Origin of the sequence: Allobosea robiniae, from assembly GCF_900102525.1 — a bacterium.
Classification (GTDB): Bacteria; Pseudomonadota; Alphaproteobacteria; order Rhizobiales; family Beijerinckiaceae; genus Allobosea; species Allobosea robiniae.
Genome location: NZ_FNBZ01000005.1, coordinates 272339 through 292580 on the forward strand (window position 1 = coordinate 272339; position 20242 = coordinate 292580).

Below are 20242 nucleotides of genomic sequence, written 5' to 3' on the forward strand. Positions count from 1 at the left end.
GAGGTGATGCATGACGGCCACCACGGACATCATCGATTTCAAGATCGAGACGCCGGACGGCGCGACGCTCCACGCGTTCAAGGAAGGCCACGGCCAGCCGCTGCTGCTCGTCAGCGGCCTGAGCGGCAGTGCCGCCTTCTGGAGCGAGATCGCCGCGACCCTCTCGCGCTCCTTCCAGGTCATCCGCTTCGACCAGCGCGGCATCGGCGCCAGCAGCCGCGGCGAAGTGCCCTGTTCCATCGACCTGCTGGCGCAGGACAGCCTCGCCGTGCTCGACGCAGCGGGTGTCTCGCGCGCCGTGGTGCTCGGCCATTCCACCGGCGGCTGCATCGCGCAGGCCATCGCCAAGCAGGCCCCCGGCCGCCTCGACGGCCTCATCCTGAGCGCGAGCTGGCTCAAGCCCGGCCGCTATCTCAACGCGGTCTTCGGTACCCGACGGGCGATCCTGGGCTGCGATCCACATGCCTATGCCGCCACCTCGGTGCTGAACGGCTACCAGCCGCGCTGGATCGAAGCCAACTGGCATATCTATGACGCCGCGATCGAAGCTGCGCCGGTGAGCGAGCACGCCCGGACGATCGCCCGCGAGCGCCTCGACGCGCTGCTCGCCTTCGACGGCACCGCCGATATCGACCAGCTGCTGATGCCCGTACTCGTCCTCGGCACGCGCGACGACATGGTCGTGCCCGTCTATCATCAGGAGGAGCTCGCCGCCGCCCTGCCCGGCTGCCGCCGGGCGATCATGGAAACCGGCGGGCATCTTTTCCCGATCTCCCGGCCGGACGCCTTCACCGCGACCGTGGCGGAATGGATCGGCGAACTCTGAGAATCGCTTCGGAATTCCCCGAGCTCCCATTTTCCAGCTGAAAGGACAGCGCGCCGCGCGTCGAAATGGCTCATGCCATCGGCACGCGGCTCGGCGCTAAGCTGAGAATGCCTCCAAGTCGAAAGACGTGATCATGCGAGCCATTCTCTCCAGCCTTGTTCTCCTTCTTCCCTTCCTCTCCCAACCGGCCGCGGCACAGGATGCCTCGGCAGGCGAACGCTCCTTCGCAAAGTGCCGCGCCTGCCACCAGATCGGCGAAGGCGCGCGCAATCTCGTCGGCCCCGAGCTCAACGGGCTGATCGGCCGGCATTCCGGCGCCGTCGAGGGCTACAGCTACTCGGCCGCCAACAAGAATTCCGGCCTGACCTGGGACGAGGCGACCTTCGCCGAGTACATCAAAGACCCCAGGACCAAGATCCCCGGCACCAAGATGATCTTCGCCGGCATCAAGAGCGAGAAGGAGATCAAGGACCTGACCGCCTTCCTCAAGCAGTTCGACAAGGACGGCAAGAAGTCCTGAAGCCGCCTGCGGCATCGGCAAACTTGGTCTTCGGCGGCTGCCTGTCGTATCTCTCCGCGTCTGATCGACCAAGGAGAGCTTGATGGCCGCCCCAGCGACCCGGACGAAACCTCTTTCCGCCTTGCGGGACTTCCTGCACGGCGAGGCAGCGGGCGGCATCGTCCTGATGGTCGTCGCGGCCCTTGCCCTCGTCGTCGCCAATTCGCCGGCGGCGCCGCTCTATTTCGGCGTGCTGAAGAGCTATGTGCTGGGCCTGTCGGTCCTGCACTGGATCAACGACGCGCTGATGGCGGTGTTCTTCCTGCTCGTCGGGCTCGAGATCAAGCGCGAGATGCTGGACGGGCAACTCTCGAGCTGGAGCCGCCGCGTCCTGCCCGGCTTCGCCGCGCTCGGCGGCATGGTCGCGCCGGCGCTGATCTATGTCGCCTTCAATCTCGGCGCGCCCGAAAGCCTGCGCGGCTGGGCCATCCCGACAGCCACCGACATCGCCTTCGCGCTCGGCGTGCTCTCGCTGCTGGGCTCGCGCGTGCCGGCCTCGCTCAAGGTCTTCCTGACGGCGCTCGCCATCCTCGACGATCTCGGCGCGGTGATCATCATCGCGGTCTTCTACACGGCCGGTCTTTCGGGCCTTCACCTCGGGCTCGCCGCCGCGACGCTCGCGACGCTCATCGCGCTGAACCGGCTCGGCGTGATGCGGCTGGCGCCCTATCTCTTGCTCGGCCTGGCGCTCTGGTACTTCACTCTGAAATCCGGCGTGCATGCGACGCTGGCCGGCGTCGCGCTGGCGCTGACGATCCCGCTCACCCCCTCGCCGGCCAAGCCCGACGATGCCGGCTCGCCGCTGCACCGGCTGGAGCACGGGCTGCACCCTTGGGTCGCCTTCCTGGTCATCCCGGTCTTCGGCTTCGCCAATGCCGGCGTCTCCTTCGCCGGGCTCGGGCTTTCCACGCTCGCCGCCCCCGTTCCGTTCGGCATCATGCTCGGGCTGTTCCTCGGCAAGCAGATCGGCGTCTTCGGCTTCAGCTGGCTGGCGATCCGCACGGGCTTCGCCGATCTGCCGACCCGCGCCTCCTGGGCGCAGTTCTACGGCATCGCCCTGCTTTGCGGCATCGGCTTCACCATGAGCCTGTTCATCGGGCTGCTCGCCTTCCCGGATTCGGAAGCCCTGCAGAGCCAGACGAAGATCGGCGTCATCGCCGGCTCGCTGCTCTCCGGCATCTGCGGCTGGCTGCTGCTGCGGCCGGCGAGGCCAGAGGATATGCGCGAATCGAAGGGCTGATGCGATTCGACGGAACGCCTCTTCCATTTTTCCGGATCGATGCAATATTTATTCGTTCCGGCGAACATCTGTGATTCGAAGCCGGACGAATGTGCAGCCGGGAAAGGGCTCTCGACGTCGATGAAGAAGGCCAAGCGGAAACCGGGGGAGAAGCGGTCGCAGATCGCCGCCATGCCGATCCGTCACGCCGCCGACGGCTCGACCGAAATCCTGCTCGTGACCTCGCGCACCACGCGCCGCTGGATCGTGCCCAAGGGCTGGCCGATGAAGGGCCTCAAGGACCGCGACGCCGCTGCGCGCGAGGCCTATGAGGAGGCCGGCGTCATCGGCCGCGTCAGCGAAAAGCCGGCCGGGCGCTATACCTACTGGAAGCGGATGAACGACCATTTCGCGCTCTGCGAGGTGAAGCTCTATCTGCTCGAGGTCGAGCAGCAGCTCGACAGCTGGGCCGAGCAGCACCAGCGCGACCTGCACTGGTTCACGCTGGCCGACGCCGCCGATATCGTCGACGAGCCCGAGCTCAGCACCGCCATCCGCAAGCTCGATATGCAGCTCGCCATCGCGGCCTAGACGAAACCGATCCAGCGCCCCGCCAGCAGCACCGCAAGCCAGAGCGTGAAGGAGGCGAAGGCGCTCGCACGCACGCTGAGCGGCACCCGCTCCGTTGCCAAGGCCTCCGCCAGCGCCCTGCGCCAATGCTGGAGCGCGATATTGCCGAGCGCCAGCGCGAGCAGGGCGAGCTTGGCGAGGAAGGCCGGGTTCCCCGCATATTCCGACGGCTTCACCGTGAAGAGCCAGGCGCCGGTCAACAGCGCCAGCGCGAGGCCGAAGGCGGCGGCGCGGGTCAGGAACGGCGCGAGCACCGCAAGGGGTGCGCCGCGCAGCACGCCGATCAATCGGAGATCGAGCGGCAGGATCGCGCCGACGAGCAGGCCGATGCCGAGGATATGGGCGGCGTTGACGACGAGATAAGCCGTGCCGGAGCGCTGTAGCCACAGCGCGCCCGGCCAGTGCCCCAGCGCCTCGATCAGTTCGGCCACGCTCAGTTCGTACGGATGCGCTCCGGATACATGTCGTAATCCTTGCCGGCGAGGGTGATGCGCACGGCCTTCATGTGCAGCTTGGTCTTGTCGAGATGGCGGTTGCCGAGCGCGGTGATGGCATCACCGGGCTTGGCCGTGTCGCCGCGGAAGCCGGAGCGCTCGGTCTGGTTGGGATTGCCGAGATCGACCTGCCAGAGCTTGCCCTCGGACTCGACCATCAGCATCGGATGCGGCGGGGCCATCGAGATCTTGCTGATCTTGCCCTTGAGCGTCATCTGCTCGCCCTCGGCCCAGGCCCAGCCGTGATGCGCCAAAGCCGGCAGCGCGACGGTGGCGGCGAGGCCGGCGAGAAGGACGGGAAGGCGGCGGCGGTTCAGCATCGTCATGCAACGTCTCCCTGCTCGGGCGCGCGAGCCGCGCGCCTCTCCACAAACCAGCCTGCCACGGCCGGGTTGCAGCCGGGCCATCACATCTGCGTTGGCGGCGTCGAGAAACGCGCAAGCGCCTGCGGCCGCCCGCGTCGCCGCGTGCGGGGAGAATGAGGGGCAGCGGAGCGCCGCGAGGCGCGGGGTATCGGCCGCTTCCATTGAGCCAGGATGCGGCGCGGATGGATTGAGCCACCATCCGCACGCCCCGTGGCGCTCCGCTTGCCGGCGATTTGAAAGCCACGGGCCGCGCTTATACGGTCGGAATTCCACAGGTCGGCCGTTTCACGGATCAGTTCGGCTCATCGCCTCGTCATCCGCTCCGCGTCCGGCCCCGGATATCCCGAGCCTTCCAGCGAGCTCCTCGCACAGGCGCCGTAGTACGCCCAGGGCGGTTCCCGCAGCCTCCCGGGGCCGGGGTGCAAACCCGGCCGCAGGGCGCCGCCCCCACCCCGCCATGCAGCATGCCTCCGGATGGCTGCCCCTCGGGGTGAGGTGGGCCGAGGATAGGCATGGGTCGCGCGGGCGGGGATTAGTTTTCATCGGCGGCACAGGCATGGCATAAGCCCCGCATGGATATCCGCCCTGAACAGCCCGCCGATTCCGACGCCATCCGCGCCCTGACCACGGAGGCCTTCGCGACGGCGCCGCATAGCAGCGGCACCGAAGCAGCGATCGTCGACGGCTTGCGTGCGGCCGGGGCGCTGACGCTCTCGCTCGTCGCCGTCGAGGACGGGGAGATCGTGGGCCATGTCGCCTTCTCGCCGGTGACGATCGACGGGGCGGAGCGCGATTGGTTCGGGCTCGGGCCGGTCTCGGTGCGGCCGAGCCGACAGCGCGGCGGCATCGGCTCGGAGCTGATCCGCGAGGGCCTGCGGCGCCTGCGCGAGAAGGGCGCCGGTGGCTGCGTGCTGCTCGGCGACCCCGCCTATTACGGCCGCTTCAGCTTCGCCAACGATCCGGCGCTGGTGCTGGAGGGCGTGCCGCCGGAATACTTCATGCGCCTCGGTTTCGGCGCGGAGCTGCCGGCCGGCACGGTGCGCTATCACGCGGCTTTCGACGGGGCCTGAGGCTCAGACCGCCCAGAATTCGCGCGCGCCCGGCGGCAGCTTGGCCAGCGCGCGCTCGAAGGCTTGCGGCTCGACATGCCGGCGCAGCGCCCGCGCGACATCGGCGATGCCGTTTTCGGGCAGAATGCTGTGGTCGCCGCGAAAGGCCATTGCCTCTCGCGCCAGCGCCGCGCGCTCGGCGAAGGGCTTTGTCGGCTGGCCGAGGTCCCAGTCCTGCAGGACCATTGCCGCGAGCAGCGGCGGCAGTGCATCGGCGAAAGCCAGTCCCGCGGCCGGCGTCAGCCGTGCCCGGAAGGTGATGAGCACGGCCAGCACCGACTGCCAGGTCTGATGCGTGGTGGCATGGCCGAGCTCATCGCGCGCATCGAGCAGGAAGCGTTCGAGATCGCGCGAGGCATGGACGAAAGTGGAGGGGACGGTCATGGCCTTCTGAAATATTATCTGCGACGACATCATTTTTGCGCTTGAACTACAAAACGCGTCATATTGGAATATTCAATTCGTATTGGAAATATCCTTCCTACCTGAAGAGACCCAATGGCATCGCGCTCTAATTCGACCGACAGAGCAGGCAAGCAGCCTACCAGACTCGTAAATCCGATTGTGTGCTCGAAGTGCTTTTTGGACCAGGGTCTGCGGCTTGAAGCAGAAAATATTGGAAGCGGTAGTAGGCAGAAATGCCCAAGCTGCGGATCAAATGACGGGTTTAAACTTAGCTACCGGAATACTGAGGACCTATTTCATTCATTCTTCTATGATGGGACGTTCTTTAGAGCTGATTTCGGCGGCGCATCACGCCTCGCCGCGAATCCCCATCGATACGGTGAGCGCGACGTCAAATTTCCCACATGGCTCGAAGCGGATGTACGGCTCCTAGAAGACAAGCTGAAAATCGGACTATTCCACTACGGGCCACCACTCTGGCGAATTGGTGAAATTGAGCCTCTCTCGAATTTACGGGACTCCGAGACACGCCTCAGATACTCGCACGAGTTCATCAAAAAATTCCCAGAAAAACAGCTTACAAAAGGAGATTTATTTTATAGAATTCGAAAAAACCTCCCTCCCGAAATCGACAGCACGCAATATGATTCACCACCCAAAGGCCGAACGTCTTTTGGCCGGCTGGATAGCAGCGAATTACCAGTTCTATACGGATCAAAAGATTTAGAAATTTGCATTCACGAATGCAGAGTTCTCATCCCTGATGAATGTTTTGTTGCAACGCTCGAAACGACTCGAAACTTCCGAATGCTCGATCTAACGTCGCCGCCGCAGGAGGCAGCTGAGACACCTTTTGAGAGCTTAGATATCGCAATGCGCTTTCTGTTTTCTGCAACTGATCACGCATATGAAATAACACGCTCGCTTTCTCACGCCGCGCACGAACAAGGCTTCGATGGAATTTACTACCCCTCTTACTTCAGTCTCGTAAAAGAAAACACAATCGAAAACATAGCTTTATTTGGTCATCCCATTTCATCCGGAGACCTAAAGATAAAATGCATAAACAGAGCCATGCTTAGAAAGGCCACCTACGAAGTTACGATGGGCCCACTGTTCAAATAGCCCTCATAGCAAAACGACAAACTACCTCCGCCGCCTTCTCTCCCCCGCCCCCTTCGGCCGCGATTCCGGCACCGGGCCCATCTCGTCGAGTGTCGGCTTCCGCACCCGTGAGGTGCCCGTCAGCAGCGGGTTTGGCTTCTCGCCGGCCTTCGGCTTGCCCTCGCCGCCGCCCCAGTTATGCGGGCCCATATCCTCGTCCGTCGGCTTGCGGGCGCGGGTCGGCGGCAGGTTGGCGCTGGAGCCGTAAGAGCGCTCGCCCTTGTACTTGCCCGCACTGGCCTCGACATCGCCCTGCCGGGCGAGCGGATCGTCCGCGATCGCCAGCTCCGTCGCCTGCAGGCGCTTGATCTCGTCGCGCAGGCGGGCCGCCGTCTCGAATTCGAGATCGGCCGCGGCCTCGCGCATGCGCTTCTCGAGATCGGCGATCGCGGCCTTGAGATTGTGGCCCGAGGCCGGCGTCACCAGCCCCTTGTCGACCGTGACATGGTCGCGCTCATAGACCGAGCCGAGGATGTCGCCGATGGCGCGCTTGATCGTCTGCGGCGTGATGCCGTGCTCGGCGTTGTAGGCCTCCTGCTTCTCGCGGCGGCGATTGGTCTCGGCAATAGCCCGCTCCATCGAGCCGGTGATGTGGTCGGCATAGAGGATGACCTTGCCGTCGACGTTTCGGGCGGCGCGGCCGATGGTCTGGATCAGCGAGGTCTCGGAGCGCAGGAAGCCCTCCTTGTCGGCGTCGAGAATGGCGACGAAGCCGCATTCGGGGATGTCGAGGCCCTCGCGCAGCAGGTTGATGCCGACCAGCACGTCGAAGGCGCCAAGGCGCAGGTCTCTGAGGATCTCGATGCGCTCGATCGTGTCGATATCCGAGTGCATGTAGCGCACGCGCACGCCGTTCTCGTGCAGGTATTCGGTCAGGTCCTCGGCCATGCGCTTGGTCAGCACGGTGACCAGGGTGCGATAGCCCTTCTCGGTGACCTCCTTGACCTCGTCGAGCAGGTCCGCGACCTGATGCTTGGCGGGGCGGATCTCGACCGGCGGGTCGATCAGCCCGGTCGGGCGGATGACCTGTTCGGTGAAGACGCCGCCGGTCTGCTCCATCTCCCAGCCGCCGGGCGTGGCCGAGACATGCACCGACTGGGGCCGCATCGCGTCCCATTCCTCGAAGCGCAGCGGCCGGTTGTCCATGCAGGAGGGCAGGCGGAAGCCGTATTCGGCCAGCGTCGCCTTGCGGCGGAAGTCGCCCCGGTACATGCCGCCGATCTGCGGCACGCTGACATGGCTCTCGTCGGTGAAGACCAGCGCGTTGTCGGGCAGGTATTCGAACAGCGTCGGCGGCGGCTCGCCCGGCTTGCGGCCGGTGAGATAGCGCGAATAGTTCTCGATGCCGTTGCAGGAACCGGTGGCCTCGATCATCTCGATGTCGAAGGTGCAGCGCTGGTCGAGCCGCTGCGCCTCCAGGAAGCGGCCCATGCGGTTGAGCTCGTCGAGGCGGGCTTTCAGCTCCTCCTTGATCGACTTCACGGCCTGGGTCAGCGTCGGGCGCGGCGTGGTGTAGTGCGAATTGCCGTAGACCTTGATGAATTCGAGCTCGCCGGTCTTCTGGCCGGTCAGCGGGTCGAACTCGCTGATGCTCTCGACCTCGTCGCCGAACAGGCCGATGCGCCAGGCGCGGTCCTCATAGTGCGCCGGGTAGAGCTCGATCACGTCGCCGCGGACGCGGAAGGTGCCGCGGGCGAAGTCATGCTGGGTGCGCTTGTACTGGAGCGCGACGAGATCGGCGATAAGCTGGCGCTGCTCGATGCGCTCGCCGAGCTTCACCGAGAAGGTCATCGCCGTGTAGGTCTCGACCGAGCCGATACCGTAGATGCAGGAGACCGAGGCGACGATGATCACGTCGTCGCGTTCGAGCAGGGAGCGCGTCGCCGAATGGCGCATGCGGTCGATCTGCTCGTTGATCGAGGATTCCTTCTCGATATAGGTGTCCGAGCGCGGGACGTACGCCTCCGGCTGGTAATAGTCGTAATAGGAGACGAAGTACTCGACCGCGTTGTCGGGGAAGAAGCTCTTGAACTCGCCATAGAGCTGCGCGGCCAGCGTCTTGTTCGGCGCGAGGATCAGGGCCGGGCGCTGCGTCTCCTCGATCACCTTGGCCATGGTGAAGGTCTTGCCCGAGCCGGTGACGCCGAGCAGGACCTGATCGCGCTCCTGCCGGCGGATGCCGTCGACGAGATCGGCGATCGCGGTCGGCTGGTCGCCTGATGGGGAGAAGTCGCTCTTCATCGTGAAGGCGATGCCGCCCTCCGATTTCTCGGGGCGCTCGGGCCGATGCGGGGTCCAGGGCTTGCCGGGCTGGATGAAGGGGCTGCCGGTTTCGAGCAGATGCTGCAGCGAGCTCGCGGTCGCGGCCGCCGCGCCCTCGGCGCCAATGAAGGCGGAATCCGCCTTCTTGGAGAGCTTGCGCTTCGGCCTCTCCTCGCCTCCGGGACGTTCCAGCGCATAGCTCGGCTTCGCCTCGTAGCCGGCCTGCGGCTGGTCGCTGAAGCCGGAAGCGCCGCCGGGTACCGCCGTGCCGCGGTTGATCGCGGGGTTCAGCAGGTCGGCGAGATAGCCTTCGAGCGGCTTCAGCTCGGGCTTGGTCGCCTTGGAATTCGGCGTGCGCGCCGAAGCGGACTTCTTCGCCGCTTTCGGCTTGGTCGCGGTGGTGTCGGAGCTTTTCGGCATGGCCGCAATATGGGGCGGAACGCGCCGCGATGCGAGGGGGCGCGACGCATCGCAGGGCTGATTGGTGACAGGAGTTGACAGGAACACTTAATGCAATCTTAGATTGCATATATCGATCAATAACAACCTATGGAGATGGACCATGTCGGGGGGCGGGTCCGAAGCCGAGGCGGCGGTCGAAGCCTTCATCGCCCGCTGGCGCCTCTCGGAAGGTGCGGAGCGGGCGGCCTATGCGCAATTCCTCAGCGAATTCTGCGGGCTGATCGGGGTCGAGCCGCCGCAACCGCCGACCAGCGATTCCGATGCCGTGACCTATCGCTTCGAATATCCCGTGCGGTTTCCGGATGGCTCGGGCGGGCACAGCACCGGGCGCATCGACCTCTACCGCAAGGGCGCCTTCGTCCTCGAAGCCAAGCAGAGCCGCCTGAAGGGGCAGGCCAAGGAGGTCCTGCCGGCGCAAGGCGCCCTGCCCTTCGCGGAACCGGCCGGACCGCGCGGGAGGCGCGGGGCCGATCGCGCCTGGGACGTGCTGATGCTCAATGCCAGACGCCAGGCGGAGGACTATGCCAAGGCGCTGCCGGCGAGCCATGGCTGGCCGCCCTTCCTGATCGTCTGCGATGTCGGACATTGCTTCGAGTTCTATGCCGACTTCACCGGCCAGGGTAAGAACTACGTCCAGTTTCCCGACCGGCAGAGCTACCGCGTCTATCTCGACGATCTGCGCGATACGGGGCTACGCCAGCGCCTCGCCGCGATCTGGACCGAGCCTTGCTCGCTCGATCCTGCCCGCCATGCGGCCCGCGTCACCCGCGACATCGCCGAGCGACTGGCGGCCGTCTCGAAGGTGCTGGAGCGCGGGCACGACCCCGAAGAGGTCGCGCTCTTCCTGATGCGCTGCCTGTTCACGATGTTCGCCGAGGATGTCGGGCTGATCCGCAAGGACGCCTTCAAGACCCTGCTACGCGAATGCCGCGACGCGCCGGATTCCTTCCTGCCGCTGGTCTCGGAGCTATGGCAGGCGATGGACAAGGGGGAATACTCGACCTCCGTGCGCGAGCGGATGAAGCGCTTCAACGGCAAGCTCTACGAGGATGCGCAGGTCTTCCCGCTCGGGCGCGAGGAGATCGGCGAATTGCTGGCCGCGGCCGAGCATGACTGGAAGGAGGTCGAACCCGCGATCTTCGGGACGCTGCTCGAACAGGCCCTCGATCCGCAGGAGCGCGCCCGGCTCGGCGCGCATTACACGCCGCGCGCCTATGTCGAACGGCTGGTCGTCGAAACCGTAATCGGCCCGCTGCGCGAGGACTGGCGGGCCGTGCTCGGCGCAGCACAGCAGGCGCGCGACGGCGGCGAAGCCCGGAAGGCGCTGGCGCTGGTCGAGGATTTCCACGAGACGCTCTGCACCACGCGGATTCTCGATCCGGCCTGCGGGACGGGGAATTTTCTCCACGTCTCGCAGGAGCTCATGAAAAAGCTGGAGGGAGAGGTGCTCGATGCCGCCGGTGAGCTCGGCCGCAATGAGGAACTCTCCGGCTTCGCCACGCATCAGGTCGGGCCGCACCAGTTCCTGGGCATGGAGACCAATCGCCGGGCGGTGGCCATCGCCGATCTCGTCCTGTGGATCGGCCATCTGCAATGGCATTTCCGCACGCGCCCTCATGCGCCGCGCGAGCCGATCCTCGAAAAGCTCGACCATATCTACAAGCAGGACGCGGTGCTGAGCTGGGATGGCTGGCCGATCCCGCAATGGCGCGATGGGCGGGAAATCCTGCCCAACCCGCGCCGGCCGGAATGGCCGGAAGCCGCCTTCATCGTCGGCAATCCGCCCTTCATCGGTGGCAAGGACCTGCGGGCAAGGCTCGGGGACAGCTACGCCGAGGCGCTCTGGGCAGCACATCCGCAGATGAACGAAAGCGCCGATCTCGTGATGTACTGGTGGGACCACGCCGCCGAATTGCTGACACGGCCCGGCACGCGCCTGCGCCGCTTCGGCTTCGTCACCACCAACTCGATCACCCAGCTCTTCCAGCGCCGCACGGTCGAGCGACATCTCACGGGCAAGCGACCGCTCTCGATCGTCATGGCGATTCCGGATCATCCCTGGACGAAGGCGGGGAAGGATACCGCCGCCGTGCGGATAGCGATGACGGTCGCACGAGCCGGGTATCACGAAGGGAAGCTCTGTACCGTCATGGCCGAGAAAGAACTCGACGGCGACCAGCCGCAGATCGAGCTCGGCATCAGCGAAGGGCGGATCAATGCCAACCTGACGATCGGCGCGGACATGACCCGAGCCGCTCCCTTGCGGAGCAATTGCGGGCTCTGCTCGCGCGGCGTCTCGCTGCATGGTGCAGGTTTCATCGTGACACCGGCCGAAGCCGAAGCACTCGGGCTCAGTCGCAGGCCGGGGCTGGAAGCGCATATCCGGCCCTATCGCAACGGGCGCGACCTCACCGAACGGCCACGCGGTGCCATGGCGATCGATCTATTCGGGCGTACAGCGGAAAACGTGCGGGAGCGCTTTCCCGAGGTGTACCAGCATGTGAAGCTAACGGTGAAGGAAGCTCGGAACGATGCCTGCAAGGTCGTCGGCCGCGACGCCAACCGGCGCGACAGCTACCGGCTGCAATGGTGGATATTCGGAGAACCGCGCCGCGAGTTGCGCCCTGTCCTCGCGCCGCTCCAGCGCTATATCGTCACCGTCGAGACGGCGAAGCACCGCATCTTCCAGTTCCTCGACACCGCCATCCTGCCCGACAACATGCTGGTCGCCGTCGGGCTGTCGGATGCCTTCCATCTCGGCGTGCTTTCATCGCATCTCCATGTCCTCTGGTCGCGGCATCAGGGCGCGACACTGGAAGACCGCCCCCGCTATTCGAAATCCCGCTGCTTCGACCCGTTTCCGTTCCCGGATGCCAGCGAGGTGCAGAAGGAGGCCATCCGGCGCCCGGCGGAGGCACTCGATGCCCTGCGCAAAGAGGTTCTGGCTGCGCATCCCGACCTGACCCTCACCAAGCTGTACAACATCCGCGAAGGAATCCGTTCCGGCCGCGCCCTCAGCTCCGCCGAAGCCGATATCCGGGATCGCGGGCTCGTCATGATCCTCGACGAGCATCACCAGGCCATCGATGAAGCCGCCGCCGCAGCCTATGGCTGGCCGGCCACCCTGGCCGAAGCGGAGATTCTGGCACGCCTCGTCGCCCTGAACCGGCAGCGTGCGCGGGAGGAGGTGCAGGGCATCGTCCACTGGCTCAGGCCGGACTATCAGCGCCCGCGCTTCGGGACACCCGGCCGCGCCGGCGAGCAGCTCGAAGCGGCCTTGCCAACGCCGATTTCGGCCGCGGCCGGCAAGCCGGCCTTTCCGACCGAGGCGGTCGGGCGGGTCGCCGCCGTGCTCGCGGCGTTGGCCGACACATCGACGCCGATCGCAGCAAGGGCGATCGCAGCGCGCTTCCGCCAGGGCCTCAAGGTGGAACGCGCGATCCGCGACATTCTGGTTTCGCTGGCGCGGGTTGGGGAGATCTCGACCCTCGATGGCGGGCAGAGCTTCGCGCGACGACGGACCGGCACGGGATGAGCGGAAACTTCAGACTGGCCCTGTCCGCGTCGACCGATGCGGGGATGCGAGGCCGATCAGCACAGGTTCAGGCCCGGCCGGCCAGCCAGGCTTCGATGCCGGAGGCGGCCGCGACACCCGTCGCGAAGCTCGCCTGGAGCAGATAACCGCCGGTCGGCGCCTCCCAGTCCAGCATCTCCCCGGCCGCGAAGATACCCGGCAGGCGCTTCAGCATGAAGCCGCCATCGCATTCGTCACTGATGATGCCGCCGGCTGTCGAAATGGCACGCGCGATCGGCATGGGAGCGCCAAGGCGCAGCGGCGCTGCCTTGATCAGTGCCGCCAGCGCATCCGGCTCGGCCGGGAGGGTTGCGCCGGCCGCATCCCGCAGCAGGGCGATGGCGACCGGTGCGAGGCCCGCAGCCTTGCGCAGGTGATTGCTGAGCGTCTCGCCCTTGCGCCGCTTCGCGAGGCGCGTGACGAGCTCCAAGGCCGAGAGATCGGGGCGCAAGTCGATATCGATCGTGGCGGCGCCATCGCGCCGGATCGCCTCGCGGATGGTTCCCGACAGCGCATAGATCGCACCGCCCTCGATGCCATCGGCATCGATCATCGCCTCGCCCGCGGCTTGCTCGCCGGCGCAGCGGATGACGATCCGCTTCAACGGCTGGCCGACGAAGCGCTCCTTCATCTGCGGCGACCAGGCGACCGTGAAGCCGCCATTGGCGGGGCGCAGCGGCGAGACCGCGACATCGCGCGCCGTCAGCAGCGGCACCCAGCCACCGTCGGAACCGAGCCGCGGCCAGCTCGCGCCGCCGAGCGCCAATAGCGTCGCATCGGGGCGGATCGTCTCGGCTTCACCGTTCGCGAGGCGGAACATCAGGGCTCCATCGGCATCCCAGCCGGTCCAGAGCCGACCAGAGGCGAGCCGAACGCCTAATCCGTCGAGCCGGCCGAGCCAGGCGCGCAGCAGCGGCGAAGCCTTCATCATCAGCGGAAATACACGGCCGCTGGAACCGATGAAGGTCTCCGCACCGAGCTCGTCGGCCCAATCGCGCAATGCCTGTGGCGGGAAGGCGCGCAGGGCTGGTTCCAGCCAGTCGACCGCCTCGCGGTAACGCCCGAGAAAGGCGTCCAACGGCTCGGAATGGGTGAGGTTCAGGCCTCCGCGCCCGGCGAGCAGGAACTTGCGGGCGGGCGAGGCCATGCGCTCGTAGACCGTGACGCGATGGCCGGCGCTCGCCAGCCGTTCGGCAGCCATGAGGCCGGCCGGGCCGGCGCCGATGATGGCGATGTTGCGTATCGGCTTTTCCACCGCAGCCCTGTTCTCATCTGGGCGCGCCATCCCGGACGCAGCGAAGCGAAGACCCGGGATCCATGCCTGAACCTCAATCGGAAGCGCTCCGGCATGGCTCCCGGATCGGCGCCGCTGACGCGGCTTGTCCGGGATGACGGCGCGTTTCCGTTCGAATGTTTACTGCTTTAGACTGGCGCCCTCGCCGCGAAAAGCCCCGGAACGGATACCGCTTTCATGCCGACCATCGCCGCCTATATCGGCGCCGCGCTCTTCGAGATCGCCGGTTGCTTCGCCTTCTGGGGCTGGCTCAGGCTTGGCAAGCCGATCTGGTGGCTGGTGCCGGGGCTGGTTTCGCTCGGACTCTTCGCCTGGCTGCTGACGCTGGTCGAGAGCGCCGCGGCAGGGCGCGCCTTCGCCGCCTATGGCGGCGTCTATATCGCCGCCTCGCTCGGCTGGCTTTGGGCGGTGGAAGGCATCAGGCCGGATCGCTGGGATCTGACCGGCGGCATCATCTGCCTCGCTGGCGCCGCGATCATACTGACGGCGCCGCGCTGATGGAGAGCTTCACCCGCCCGAATGCGCGGCGGGAATGAGCACGGTCGGCATCTCGCGCTGCTCGGCGGCTGCCTTCGTCTCGCGCAGACGGCTCTCGCGCAACTCGTTGGCGCTCTCCAGAATCGGATAGGCGATCGAGACGATATGGCCGTGGATGCGCTTGAGATCGCGGATGATGTCGAGATGGATCGCGCTGGTCTCGATCGATTCCGACCGCCCCGAGCGCAGGCGCTGGAAATGGCTGTCGGTGGCGCGCCGCTCGGCATCGCGCATCGCCGCCTTGTCGGCGAAGAGCTGGCGAGCGAGATCGAGATCGCGCGTCGCGAAGACGTTGAGCGCCAGTGCCAGGGCGGAGGCGACGCGATGATGGAAATCGCGGATCTCGGCCAGGCCCTCCGGCGAGAACGAGTAGCGCTTGCGGATCTTCTTCTCGGCGAGCTCGCGCAGGTTCTTGTCGATGACGTCGCCGATATGCTCGAGATTGGTGATCAGCGTGATGATCTCGAACAGGCGCCGGCTCTCCTCCTCGGAGAGCTCGTTGCGGGAGACCTTGACCAGATAGAGCTTGATCGACTCGTGAATGGTGTCGACGCCGTCATCGGCCTGGGCGATGGCGCGCGAGAGCTTGAGCTCGTCCTTCTCCAGCAGCGTCATGGTATCGCGCAGCATGGCCTCGACGCGATCGCCGAGGCGCAGCGCCTCGCGCATCGCGCCGGCAAGCGCCTCGGTCGGGCTGTCGAGCGCGTTGGGATCGAGATAGCGCGGCGTCACCGCTTCCGCCTTGTCCTGCTTGCCGGGCATGAAGCGCTCGACCAGGCCTGAAATCGGCCCGACGAAGGGCAGGAAGACCAGTGCGCCGACAACGTTGAGCACGACGTGGAATTCGATGGCGAGCCGGGCCTCGGACGAGGAGAAGCCGATGAGCCAGGTCGAAAGCGGGCCGACGAAGGGCAGCACCGCGAGAGCCAGGATCAGGCGCGTCAGCAGGTTGCCGACGGCGGCACGGCGCTGGGCGGCGGGCGCGCCGAGCTGGTCGAGCACCGGGATCACGGCATTGCCGAGATTGGCGCCGATGACCAGGGTGAGCGCCGTCGCCGGCGGGAACAGGCCCGACGCCGCGAAGGTCGCGACGAGCAGGATGATGGCGATGCTGGAATGGACGAGCCAGGTCGCGGCGATGGCGGCGAGGATGCCGAGCAGCGGCTCGGAGCCCATGGCGGCCAGCACGACACGGAAGGTCGGCGACTGCGCCAGCGGGGCTGCGGCCGTGTTGAGCTCGATCAGCGAGAGCAGGATCAGGCCGATGCCGACCAGCACGCGGCCGATATTGCGCGGACGCTCCATCGCCTCGCTGGAAAGATACATGGCGACGCCGATGGCGACGCAGAGGCCCCAGAGCCAGCCCAGGTCCATCGAGATGACGAAGGCCGCGAGCGCCGTGCCGAGATTGGCGCCAAGCAGGACGGCGAGCGCCATGGCCGGCACGATCAGGGCCTGACCGGCGAAGGAGGAGACCAGCAGCGTCGTCGCCGTCGAGCTCTGCAACACCATGGTCACGGCGACGCCGCTGCCGAAAGCGGCGAAGCGATTGCGCGTGAAACTCTGCAGCGCCTGCCTGAGCTGCGAGCCGAAGGCGCGCATCGCGCCGGTTCGCACCAGCCTGACCGCCCAGATCAGCAGCGCGACGCCGCCGGCGAGGTGGATCAGGATATTGGTAGCGCTCTCGCCCATGGCCATTTTCGTGCGGTCTTTCCCCGATTCAGGCGTTGATCTTCGGCCAAATCTATCAATTTTTGATTAGCCAACTCAACAGAAATACACGCTGAAAGTGCTGATATTTGGGCGGCACTTTCAGCCCTGGTGACTCCGCGAAGGGAGATGCCCGGCTTTCGCCAGCGCTCAGGCCGGCGGGATCAGCGTCACGCCGGATTTGGCGAAGGAAACCGAGACCGCGGTACCGGGCGCCAGCATCTCACGCCCGCCATATTGCACGACGAAGAGCTCACCGACCTCGGTCTCGACCATGATGTCGAGATGGTTGCCGAGATAGGCGCATTTGCGGATCGTGCCCGGCAGCGAACCGCCCAGCCCCGGCTCGCCCAGCAGCAAAGCCTCCGGCCGGATCGCGACCTTGGCGGATCCCGGCCCGATGCCGCGCGCCGGCAGGGTGACCGTGGCGGAGCCGATCGCGACATCGGCGCGGTCGTCAGTCACCGCCTTCACCGTGACGTCGATCAGATTCGCATCGCCAATGAAGTCGGCGACGAAGGCGTTGGAGGGCTGCTCGTAGAGGTCGCGCGGTGCGCCTTCCTGCGCGATCCGGGCATTCGACATCACGATGATGCGGTCGGAGACGGCGAGCGCCTCCTCCTGATCATGGGTGACATAGGCCACGGTCAGGTTGAGGTCCTGCTGCAATTCGCGGATTTCCTCGCGGACGCGGCGGCGCAGCTTGGCATCGAGATTGGAGAGCGGCTCGTCGAAGAGCAGCACCTGCGGCTCCAGCACGAGGGCACGCGCCACCGCGACGCGTTGCTGCTGGCCGCCCGAGAGCTCTGACGGGTAACGGTTCTCGAAGCCCTTGAGGCCGACCAGCGCCAGCTTCTCCAGCGCCATCTGCTTCGACTGCTCCTTGCCGAGGCCCTTCACGGTCGGACCGTAGGCGGCGTTGTCGAGCACGCTCATATGGGGGAAGAGCGCATAGGACTGGAACACCATCGAGACGTCGCGATCGGCAGCCGAGAGCTTGGTGACGTCCTTGCCACCGATCAGGATCTGGCCGTCGCTCGCGATCTCCAGGCCTGCGATCATGCGCAGGGTCGTGGTCTTGCCGCAGCCGGAGGGACCGAGCAGGGTCACGAGCTTGCCGGCCTCGATGGTGAAATTGATGTTGTCGACCGCCGTCACCGCGCCATAGCGCATCGAGACGTTGCGGAATTCGACGGAAGCGGGTCCGGCCTTGGCCATCTTGAGTCTTTATCCTTATCCGATCGCGGGAGCGGGCGCCGGGGCGGCAATCGTGGCGGTGCGGCCACGCCGGCCGAGCTTGCGCTCGCCGACGAGGAACTGGATGAGGACGATGCCGAGCGCCATGAAGACGATCAGCACCGAGGAATAGGCGATGGCGAGGCCGAACTCGCCGGCCTCGACGCGCCCGACGATATAGGCGGTGGAGAGGTTGTATTCGGCCGAGACCAGGAAGATCACGGCGCTGACCGCCGTCATCGAGCGCACGAACGAGTAGACCAGCGCCGAGACCAGAGCGGGCTTGAGCAGGGGCAGCACCACCCGCCAGAGCGTGGTGAAGCTGCGGGCGCGCAACGTGGTCGAGGCCTCGTCCAGACTCTTGTCGATCTGCGAGAGGCCGGCAATGCCGGAGCGCACGCCGACCGGCATGTTGCGGAAGACGAAGGCGATGACGAGGATCAGGCCGGTACCGGTGATTTCCACCGGCGGCACGTTGAAGGCCAGGATATAGGCGACGCCGAGCACCGTGCCGGGAATGGCGAAGGAGAGCATGGTCGCGAATTCGAGCCCGGCCCGGCCGCGGAAACGCTGGCGCGTCAGCAGATAGGCGGTGAGCAGGCCGATCACCGCCGTCAGCGGTGCCGAGATCGCCGCCACCTTCACCGTGGTGAAGAAGGACGACCAGGCCGAGCCCTGGAAATAGATGCCGTCGCTGAAATCGATGGCGAAGCCGGTGATGTAGTGCTGCAGGGTCGGGGTGTAGTCGCGGCCCATGTTGCGCACGAAGCCGCCGACCAGGATGACGATGTAGATCACCACGGTCAGCGCGACCCATGGCACGATCACGGCCGCAGAGAGCCAGGTGATGCGACGCGGCAGCGGCGTCGGCAGCCCGGCATCGCCCTTGCCGGTGACCGTCGTGTAGGATTTGTCGCCGAGCCAGCGCTGCTGGACCCAGAAGGCGCCGAGCGTGAAGGCGAGCAGCACGATGGCGAGAACCGCCGCCTGCCCCTGATTGTAGGAGGCGCCGACCACCGCGAAGAAGATCTTGGTCGAGAGCACCTCGAAATTGCCGCCGAGCACCAGCGGGTTGCCGAAATCGGCCATGCTCTCGACGAAGCCGAGCAGGAAGGCATTGGCGATGCCGGGCCTGAGCAGCGGCCAGGTCACGGTGCGGAAGGTCTGCCAGCGCTTGGCACCGAGCGTCTGCGAGGCCTCCTCCAGGCTGGGCGAGATGCCCTGCACGACGCCGATCAGGACGAGGAAGGCGATCGGCGCGAAGGCCAGCACCTGCGCCAGCAAGATGCCTGGCAAGCCGTAGAGCCAGCGCGAGCGCGGGATGTCGAACCATTCGTAGAGAACGGTCGAGACCGCGCCGGCGCGGCCGAAGAGCAGGATCAGCGCGAGGCCGATGACGAAGGGCGGCGTGATGATCGGCAGCACCGTCAGGGCGCGCATGACGCGCTTGCCGGGCATGCCGGTGCGCAGGATCAGCAGCGCGCAGGCGAGGCCGAGAAGCGTGGTGATGACGCCGCAGAGCACGGCCAGGACCAGCGTGTTCCAGGCGACGCCGCAATTGACGTTGGCACTGAGGCAGCCCAGCCCCCAGATCGAGGAATCGAGGAAGCGCTCGAAGAAGGCCGCGGGCGCGAAGGCGCCGTTCTGGTCGACCAGCGCGCTCTTCAGGATGATCGCGACCGGGAAGAAGATGAAGATGCCGATCAGCAGGACGACGAGGCCGATCGTCGAGGTCGTGAAGAGGTCGCCGCGGCAGACGCCGCGATAGGCCAGCCCGTGGCAGAGCAGGAAGAGCAGCGACAGAAGCGTCAGGAAGGCACCGCCGCCGATGCCGCGTTGCGAGGCACCTGCGCCGCCGAGCAAGGCTGCAAGCCAGGAAATGCCCTGGTCCTTCAGCACGATCGAGAAGGCCTGGGCGAAGAACAGGACCATGCCGAGAAGGCCGGCCCAGACCAGCACGGTCGCCGTACGCTGACGGTCGGCGCTGCCCCAGAAGATGGTCGCAGCCGCGAGCGCAATGCCGACCGGCAGGAGCCAGGGCGCCTGACCGGAAAGGGAAAGCGCCAGCGCGCTGCCCGCCTTGCCGAACGGATATTCGGCGAGCCAGGCCCAGTTCGTCAGGCTCATGCCCTCGACGAGATACCAGGGCATCAGCGCATAGCCGAGCCAGCCGATCAGCAGCACGAGTCTCGTCGCTGGCGCCATGGTTGCCCTGCCCTCACATTCCTTGTCGGTCCGAACCGGTTGCCCCGGCTTTCACGGCCCAGCCTTTACCCTGCACCCGAACCACCAGCGTCATCCCGGACGCAGCGAAGCGGAGATCCGGGATCCATGCCGGAGCGTATCCGACGGAGGTTCAGGCATGGATCCCGGGTCAAGCCCGGGATGACGGCGTG

At 66.2% G+C, this 20242-nt stretch carries 16 protein-coding genes; 8 read left to right on the forward strand and 8 right to left on the reverse strand.

From position 1 onward, the window contains the following. The first annotated feature begins 10 nt into the window (after positions 1-10). The 4 genes from BLQ70_RS15745 (at position 11) to BLQ70_RS15760 (ending at position 3195) form a co-directional block, all read left to right on the forward strand. Positions 11-826, forward strand: coding sequence for an alpha/beta fold hydrolase (locus BLQ70_RS15745; protein ID WP_091858355.1), 816 nt, complete (start codon positions 11-13; stop codon positions 824-826). A gap of 133 nt (positions 827-959) precedes the next feature. After that, positions 960-1346, forward strand: a complete 387-nt coding sequence (locus BLQ70_RS15750) for a c-type cytochrome (protein ID WP_170843433.1) — start codon at positions 960-962, stop codon at positions 1344-1346. Between the two features lie 82 nt (positions 1347-1428). After that, positions 1429-2625 (forward strand): Na+/H+ antiporter NhaA, encoded by a 1197-nt coding sequence (gene nhaA, locus BLQ70_RS15755; protein WP_091858361.1) that lies wholly within the window; start codon positions 1429-1431, stop codon positions 2623-2625. A 120-nt stretch (positions 2626-2745) separates the two neighbouring features. After that, on the forward strand, positions 2746-3195 hold the full coding sequence (locus tag BLQ70_RS15760) for an NUDIX hydrolase (RefSeq protein WP_091858364.1): 450 nt from the start codon (positions 2746-2748) through the stop codon (positions 3193-3195). Here the strand turns inward: BLQ70_RS15760 and BLQ70_RS15765 are convergent. Both BLQ70_RS15765 and BLQ70_RS15770 read right to left on the reverse strand, forming a co-directional pair. Then, entirely contained in the window at positions 3192-3665 is a 474-nt protein-coding gene (locus BLQ70_RS15765; protein WP_091858367.1) for a DUF6644 family protein, read from the reverse strand. The two genes, BLQ70_RS15760 and BLQ70_RS15765, sit on opposite strands and share 4 nt — an antisense overlap. Positions 3666-3667: 2 nt before the next feature. Beyond that, the gene (locus BLQ70_RS15770; RefSeq protein ID WP_091858370.1) at positions 3668-4054 is read right to left on the reverse strand and encodes a DUF6152 family protein; all 387 of its coding nucleotides are present in this window, start codon (positions 4052-4054) and stop codon (positions 3668-3670) included. A gap of 611 nt (positions 4055-4665) precedes the next feature. Between BLQ70_RS15770 and BLQ70_RS15775 the strand changes: the two genes are divergently transcribed. Continuing rightward, positions 4666-5163, forward strand: a complete 498-nt coding sequence (locus tag BLQ70_RS15775; RefSeq protein WP_091858373.1) for a GNAT family N-acetyltransferase — start codon at positions 4666-4668, stop codon at positions 5161-5163. Between the two features lie 3 nt (positions 5164-5166). Here the strand turns inward: BLQ70_RS15775 and BLQ70_RS15780 are convergent, their stop codons facing one another. After that, the gene (locus tag BLQ70_RS15780) at positions 5167-5586 is read right to left on the reverse strand and encodes a DUF2267 domain-containing protein (RefSeq protein WP_091858376.1); all 420 of its coding nucleotides are present in this window, start codon (positions 5584-5586) and stop codon (positions 5167-5169) included. Positions 5587-5784: 198 nt separating this feature from the next. Here BLQ70_RS15780 and BLQ70_RS15785 point away from each other — a divergent pair, with 198 nt between their 5' ends. Further along, positions 5785-6732, forward strand: coding sequence for an RES family NAD+ phosphorylase (locus tag BLQ70_RS15785; protein WP_210184306.1), 948 nt, complete (start codon positions 5785-5787; stop codon positions 6730-6732). Between the two features lie 21 nt (positions 6733-6753). On the opposite strand, the gene uvrB is transcribed toward BLQ70_RS15785, so the two are convergent. Continuing rightward, positions 6754-9453 (reverse strand): excinuclease ABC subunit UvrB, encoded by a 2700-nt coding sequence (gene uvrB / locus BLQ70_RS15790; protein WP_091858381.1) that lies wholly within the window; start codon positions 9451-9453, stop codon positions 6754-6756. A 142-nt stretch (positions 9454-9595) separates the two neighbouring features. Here uvrB and BLQ70_RS15795 point away from each other — a divergent pair, with 142 nt between their 5' ends. Then, on the forward strand, positions 9596-13030 hold the full coding sequence (locus BLQ70_RS15795) for a class I SAM-dependent DNA methyltransferase (RefSeq protein ID WP_091858384.1): 3435 nt from the start codon (positions 9596-9598) through the stop codon (positions 13028-13030). A 67-nt stretch (positions 13031-13097) separates the two neighbouring features. Here BLQ70_RS15795 and BLQ70_RS15800 read toward each other — a convergent pair whose 3' ends face one another. Then, positions 13098-14354, reverse strand: a complete 1257-nt coding sequence (locus BLQ70_RS15800; protein WP_091858387.1) for a TIGR03862 family flavoprotein — start codon at positions 14352-14354, stop codon at positions 13098-13100. Positions 14355-14540: 186 nt separating this feature from the next. Here BLQ70_RS15800 and BLQ70_RS15805 point away from each other — a divergent pair, with 186 nt between their 5' ends. Further along, positions 14541-14861 carry a YnfA family protein gene (locus BLQ70_RS15805; RefSeq protein WP_091858391.1) on the forward strand — a complete coding sequence of 107 codons (321 nt, stop codon included), beginning with the start codon at positions 14541-14543 and terminating at the stop codon, positions 14859-14861. 9 nt (positions 14862-14870) lie between these two features. Here the strand turns inward: BLQ70_RS15805 and BLQ70_RS15810 are convergent, their stop codons facing one another. The 3 genes from BLQ70_RS15810 to BLQ70_RS15820 form a co-directional block, all read right to left on the reverse strand. Further along, a complete protein-coding gene (locus tag BLQ70_RS15810; protein WP_162766431.1) occupies positions 14871-16592 on the reverse strand; it encodes a Na/Pi cotransporter family protein in 1722 nt (573 codons plus the stop codon). Positions 16593-16760: 168 nt separating this feature from the next. Then, positions 16761-17828, reverse strand: a complete 1068-nt coding sequence (locus tag BLQ70_RS15815) for an ABC transporter ATP-binding protein (RefSeq protein ID WP_091858397.1) — start codon at positions 17826-17828, stop codon at positions 16761-16763. 15 nt (positions 17829-17843) lie between these two features. Then, positions 17844-20051 carry an ABC transporter permease gene (locus tag BLQ70_RS15820; RefSeq protein WP_091858400.1) on the reverse strand — a complete coding sequence of 736 codons (2208 nt, stop codon included), beginning with the start codon at positions 20049-20051 and terminating at the stop codon, positions 17844-17846. Between the last annotated feature and the right edge of the window lie 191 nt (positions 20052-20242).